Source organism: Trebonia sp., assembly GCF_049794275.1.
GTDB lineage: Bacteria > Actinomycetota > Actinomycetes > Streptosporangiales > Streptosporangiaceae > Trebonia.
The window spans coordinates 1-5,962 of sequence record NZ_JBARCR010000796.1; the positions used below are offsets into that span (position 1 = coordinate 1).

General features: G+C 69.2%; 4 protein-coding genes. 2 read left to right on the forward strand and 2 right to left on the reverse strand.

Annotated elements, in window-relative coordinates; translation table 11 throughout:
* Positions 1-184: hypothetical protein (locus WA805_RS20720; protein WP_425243155.1), on the forward strand; the 184-nt coding region annotated here is incomplete at its 5' end.
* A gap of 4 nt (positions 185-188) precedes the next feature.
* Here the strand turns inward: WA805_RS20720 and WA805_RS20725 are convergent.
* The gene (locus WA805_RS20725) at positions 189-1,130 is read right to left on the reverse strand and encodes an LLM class F420-dependent oxidoreductase (RefSeq protein WP_422324026.1); all 942 of its coding nucleotides are present in this window, start codon (positions 1,128-1,130) and stop codon (positions 189-191) included.
* A 105-nt stretch (positions 1,131-1,235) separates the two neighbouring features.
* Between WA805_RS20725 and WA805_RS20730 the strand changes: the two genes are divergently transcribed.
* The gene (locus WA805_RS20730; RefSeq protein WP_422273269.1) at positions 1,236-1,715 is read left to right on the forward strand and encodes a MarR family transcriptional regulator; all 480 of its coding nucleotides are present in this window, start codon (positions 1,236-1,238) and stop codon (positions 1,713-1,715) included.
* 315 nt (positions 1,716-2,030) lie between these two features.
* Here WA805_RS20730 and dnaE read toward each other — a convergent pair whose 3' ends face one another.
* Positions 2,031-5,645 carry a DNA polymerase III subunit alpha gene (dnaE, locus tag WA805_RS20735; protein WP_422290699.1) on the reverse strand — a complete coding sequence of 1,205 codons (3,615 nt, stop codon included), beginning with the start codon at positions 5,643-5,645 and terminating at the stop codon, positions 2,031-2,033.
* Positions 5,646-5,962: the final 317 nt, after the last annotated feature.

The following is a 5,962-nucleotide window of genomic DNA, read 5'->3' on the forward strand; positions in this document are numbered from 1 at the left end:
GTTGCGCGACGTGTGGGACCGTGACGGCATGCCGGACGGCACGCAGTACGCCGACAGCGGCGGCACCGCGCCCGGTGCCGCGGCCCCCGACGGGGACCGGCAGGCGGCTGACGGCCCCGACACCGAGCAGCTGCGGCTGCTGATTCAGCGGTACCGGAGGCTGTTCGACCAGCTCTCCCGGTAGCAGGTCACCGGCCGGGGCCCGCGCCCAGCGCGTGAACCTCGGGCAGGATCGAAGCGAGTGCCGCGATGCTCTCCTCGGTCCACGGACCGCGCCGCCCTAGGATGGCGTGGTCGAAGCCGAGGTCTGCCAGCTCGCGCAGCCTGACGAGCGCCTCGCCGAGCCCCTTGTCGAGGTCGTCTTCGAGGTCGGCCCTGGTGCCGACGGTCTTCTCGATCTCGTCGTAGTCCCGGCCGGCCGCGGCGCAGTGCCCGCGCAGGACGTCGAGCTTGTGCCGGATGTCGTGGCCGAACTCGCTGCCTGGCGCGTCGAGCAGGTGGCAGGCGTCCGCGTACCGCGCGACGAACCGCAGCGTCTTGCGCTCGCCGCCGCCGGCGACGAGGATCGGCGGGCGCGGGCGCTGCACCGAGTTGGGCGAGTTGAGCGGGCGGACGAGCTGGTAGTGCTTGCCCTCATGCGGCGACTGGTCGCCGGCCCACATCTGGTTCGCGACCTGGAGCAGTTCCTCGAGCATCTCGAAGCGGTCGGCGAGCGGCGGGAACGGGATGCCGAGGCCCTCGGCCTCCCACGCCGTGCCCGGGCCCTGCGGCGGCACGTTCCACGGTGCGCCCGCGCCGACGCCGAGGTACATCCGCCCGCCGCTGAGCACGTCCAGCGTGGTGACCGTCTTGACCAGCACGCCCGGGTGCCGGTAGGCGACCGACGTCACCAGCGTGCCGAGCTTGATCCGCGTGGTCTGCCCCGCCAGCACGCCCAGCGTGGCGTACGACTCCAGCATCGGCGACTCCGGCGGCAGGCCGGTGAGCCGGATCTGGAAGAAGTGGTCCATCACCCACAGGCTGTCGACTCCTGCCTCGTCGGCCTGGCGGCCCAGCCGGGAGATCATCCCGCCGAGCTCGCTGGCCGGCACCGGCCAGGAGAAGTCGCCGAACACTATCCCTAGCTTCATCGACTAGGCTCCTATTCGTTAGCCGGGCAATAGCTCAATCATAAGCCGGCTAACGAATAATGGGTAGGTGCTCCGCTGAATTCGCCGACGTACGCTTGGCGTGCCATGTCAGAGAGAACTAGCACGGAAGCCCCGGCCTCTGGCGGCGACGCCGCGATAGCCGAAGTCGGCGACGACTTCCAGACCGCCTTCTGGTCGGCGAAGCACGCGCTCGCCCACGCCGCGGCCACCGCTTTCGCCCGGCACGGCGTCTACGAGGGCCAGCAGTTCGTGCTGCGCTGCCTGTGGCGCGAGGACGGCCTGTCCCCCGGCGAGATCGCCAGGCGCCTCGGCCTGTCGACGCCGACGGTAACCCGGGCGGCCACCCGGATGGCGGCCGCCGGCCTGCTACGGCGGGAACCGCATCCGACCGACCGCCGCCTGGTGCGGCTCACGCTCACCGACCGCGGCCGTGAGCTGGAGAAGGTCATCGACGAGGAAACACACCGCCTAACCGAGCGCGCCCTCGCGGGCTTCGGCCCCGCGGAGCGGACGGCCCTCGTAGCGGCCCTCACCCGAATCCGCCGCAACCTAACGGCCACCTGATCCCAGGCCGGGCGCGCCGAACGCGGTCGATGGACCATCGTCCGCCATAGAAGGTGGTCAATGGGCCATCGACCACCTTCATAGAGTCAGACGGGGCGCCGCCCTTCCGCGCGGCAGGCGCGAATTGGCGGTGTGGCCCACGGGCGCGAATCTATTGACGCTGTGGGCCACACCGCCAATAACGAGGACTTAACGCGAGGGACGCCCGATGACTGAGGGAAGCGCGGGGCGCCGGTGGTGTGACGCCGCGTCGTTCGGTGCCCGCCCCGGGCGCCGACTGACGCGGTAAACACCACCAAGCCCCGCGCCCCGCCCCTAGCTGGCGATGCAGGCGGGGCCGAGGAGTTGCTTGAGGTCCGCGTGCAGCGCGGGCGACGCGGTGACGCGCAGCTTGTCGTCGAGGCGGACCACGGTCGTTGTCTGGTTGCCGCGCAGCCGCAGGTGCACCTCGGTCGGGCCCGGGTGGGTGCGAAGCACCTCACGGAGCTGCTCGACCACCGGCGGGACGCAGCGGGTGACCGGGAGCGACACCACGAAAGGGAGGTTCCCCTCCGCGGCCGTCAGGTCGGGGATCGTCATGTCCATGGCGATCAGCTTCGGCACGTCGTCGCGGCGGTCCACCCGGCCCTTGACCACGACGATCGCGTCTTCGGCGATCGCGGTGGCGTAGAGCTGGTAGGTCTGCGGGAAGAACAGCACCTCGATCGCGCCGCCGAGGTCCTCGAGGGTCGCGGTGGCCCACTGGTTGCCCTGCTTGGTGACCTTGCGGGTGACGCCGGACAAGATGCCGCCGATCTTGACGATCTGGCCCTCGTTGCGGCCCCCCGGCGGCGGTGACGGCATGGCGGGGCGATCCTCCTCGCCCGCGTCGGCGTCACCCGCGGACATCAGCTCGGCCAGCACGATGTCGGCGTCGCGGGCCAGGATGTGCTCGACGCCGAACAATGGGTGGTCGGAGACGTACAGGCCGAGCATCTCCCGCTCGAAGTTCAGCCTGGTCTTCTTGTCCCACTCCAAGTCGGGGATCGCGACCTCGAACGCCGCCTCGGCCTCCTCGTCGCCGCCGAACAGCGAGTCCTGGCCGATCGCCTCGTTCCGCTTGAGGTCGATGACCGAGTCGACCGCCTGCTCGTGGATCAGCACCAGGCCCTTGCGCGGATGCGCGAACGAGTCGAACGCGCCGGCCTTGACCAGGCTTTCTATGACGCGCTTGTTGCATACCAGGGCGGGGACCTTGCGCAGGAAGTCGGCGAAGCTGGTGAACTCGCCCTTGGACTTGCGCGCCGCGATGATCGCGTCGACCACGTTGATCCCGACGTTGCGGATCGCCGCGAGGCCGAACCGGACGTCGGCGCCGACCGCGGTGAACGTCGCCACGGAGGCGTTCACGTCCGGCGGCAGCACCTTCACGCCCATCCGGCGGCACTCGCTGAGGTAGAGCGCGGACTTGTCCTTGTCGTCGCCGACGGACGTGAGGACGGCCGCCATGTACTCGGCCGGGTAGTTCGCCTTCAGGTAGGCGGTCCAGTAGGAGACCAGGCCGTAGGCGGCGGAGTGCGCCTTGTTGAACGCGTAGCCGGCGAACGGGACGAGCACGTCCCACACCGCCTTGATCGCCGCGTCGGAGTAGCCGCGCGCCCGGCAGCCGTCACGGAACGGGCCGAACTCCTTGTCCAGGATCTCCTTCTTCTTCTTGCCCATCGCGCGCCGGAGCAGGTCGGCCTGTCCCAGCGTGTACCCGGCCAGCACCTGGGCGGCCTTCTGCACCTGCTCCTGGTAGACGACCAGGCCGAAGGTCGGCTCGAGCACCTCCCGCAGCGGCTCTTCGAGCTCGGGATGGATCGGGGTGATCTGCTGCAGGCCGTTCTTGCGCAGGGCGTAGTTGGTGTGCGAGTTGACGCCCATCGGGCCGGGCCGGTACAGCGCGCCGAGCGCGGAGATGTCCTCGAAGTTGTCCGGCTTCAGCAGCCGCAGCAGCGTCCGGTACCCCGAGCCATCGAACTGGAAGACCCCGAGGGTGTCGCCGCGGGACAGCAGGTCGTAGGTGGGCTGGTCGGTCAGCGGCAGGCCGAGCAGGTCGATCGTGATGCCGCGGTTCTGCTCGATCGCCTTCACCGCGTCGGACATGATCGTCAGGTTCCGCAGGCCGAGGAAGTCCATCTTCAGCAGGCCAAGGCTCTCGCAGGTCGGGTAGTCGAACTGCGTGATGACCGCGCGGTCGGGATACCTGGTCCACACCGGGATGTGGTCGGTCAGCGGCTCCGCGGACATGATCACCCCGGCCGCGTGCACGCCGGGCTGGCGGATCAGCCCCTCGATGCCCCTGGCGGTGTCGATGATCTGCTTGACCTCTGGCTCGGTCTGGTAGAGGTTCCGCAGCTCGCCGGCCTCGTTGTAGCGGTCCTGGCTCTCGTCGAAGATGCCGGACAGCGGGATGTCCTTGCCCATGACCGCGGGCGGGAACGCCTTGGTGATCCGGTCGCCGAGGGCGTAGGGGAACCCGAGGACCCGCGTCGAGTCCTTGATGGCGGCCTTCGCCTTGATCGTGCCGTAGGTGATGATCTGCGCGACCTTGTCGCTGCCGTACTTCTGGGTGACGTACCTGATGACGTCCGCCCGGCCGCGCTCGTCGAAGTCGATGTCGATGTCGGGCATCGAGATTCGCTCGGGGTTCAGGAACCGCTCGAAGATCAGCCCGTGGTCCAGCGGGTCCAGGTCGGTGATGCCCATCGAGTAGGCGACGATGCTGCCCGCGGCGCTGCCGCGGCCAGGGCCGACCGCCACGCCGTTGTTCTTCGCCCAGTTGATGAAGTCGGCGACGACGAGGAAGTAGGCGGGAAAGCCCATCTGGCAGATGATCGAGATCTCGTACTCGGCCTGCGCGCGGCGCTGCTCGTCGTACCCGCTGGGGTACCGCTTGGCCATGCCCTGCCAGACCGCGTCCGCGAACAGCGCGTCCTCGGAGTCGTAGCCGTCGGGGATCGGGAACCTGGGCATCAGGTTCTTGAACTCGAACATCCCGGCGGGGTCGACCCGGTCGGCGATGAGCAGCTGGGAGTTGCGGCACCCCTCCTGCCAGACGTCGCTGTTGCTGATCGCGTACATCTCGCTGGCCGGCTTGATGTAGTAGCCGGTGCCGTCGAACTTGAACCGGCCCTCGTCGGCCATGTTGGTGCCGGTCTGGATGCACAGCAGCAGTTCCTGCGCCTGGGCGTCGGCCTGCCTCGTGTAGTGGGAGTCGTTGGTGACGACGGGCGGGATGTTCAGCTTCTTCGCGATGTCGAGCAGGCCGTCGCGGACCCGCGTCTCAATCTCGAGGCCGTGGTCCATCAGCTCGAGGAAATAGTTCTCCGCGCCGAAGATGTCGCGCCACTCGGCGGCGGCCTTGAGCGCTTCTTCCTGCTGGCCAAGCCGCAGCCTGGTCTGCACCTCACCCGACGGGCAGCCGGTGGACGCCATCAGGCCGCCGGCGTACTCGCTGATGAGCTCCTTGTCCGGGCGGGCCCACTTGGTGAGCCAGCCTTCGGCGAACGACCGCGACGAGATCTTGAAGAGGTTGAGCAGGCCCTCCTTGTTCTGGGCCCAGATCGTCTTGTGCACGTAGGCGCCGGACGCGGCGACGTCGTCCTTCTTCTGGTGCGGCTGGCCCCACAAGATCTTGCCGGGATTGTCGCGGCGCTCCGGGGCGACGTACGCCTCGATGCCGATGACCGGGGTGATGCCGGCGTCCATGGCCTGCCGGTAGAACTCGGCGGCGCCGAACAGGTTGCCGTGGTCGGTCATCGCCACGTGCGTCATGCCCAGCGCCTTGACCTCTTTGAACAGGTCCTTGAACCGCGCCGCGCCGTCCAGCATCGAGTACTCGGTGTGCACGTGCAGGTGAGCGTACGGAAGGTTCCCCTCGGGCGAGGCCGTCGCGGGTGCCGACATGAACCAACCGCCTCCTAAGGCACGCTTCGCGCCGCCCGTGCGCTGGCGAAACGCAAGCGCGGCGCGGTTGTCCTACGACCGGATACCGGGGGAAGGCGGCCGACGCCGTGATCACGCCAGCCCGGTATTGCTACTTTATCGGTTCCGTCCGACGGTGGCCCGCTGACGCGCCGGGCTTGCCCGGATGGCTCCGCGGGGAAGCCGCCGGGGCGGCTCAGCCGGCGTGCCCGGCGAGGGCGTTCGCCACGAACGCCGCCTTGGCGGCCGAGTAGGCCTCGCGGTCGCCGGCGTGCCGCGCCGCCAGCAGCCGCTTCAGG

Bases quoted from the DNA above. Each gene is read 5' to 3' on its own strand.
- WA805_RS20725 (WP_422324026.1), bottom strand. From the start codon at position 1,130: ATGAAGCTAGGGATAGTGTTCGGCGACTTCTCCTGGCCGGTGCCGGCC.
- WA805_RS20730 (WP_422273269.1), top strand. From the start codon at position 1,236: ATGTCAGAGAGAACTAGCACGGAAGCCCCGGCCTCTGGCGGCGACGCC.
- dnaE (WP_422290699.1), bottom strand. From the start codon at position 5,645: ATGTCGGCACCCGCGACGGCCTCGCCCGAGGGGAACCTTCCGTACGCT.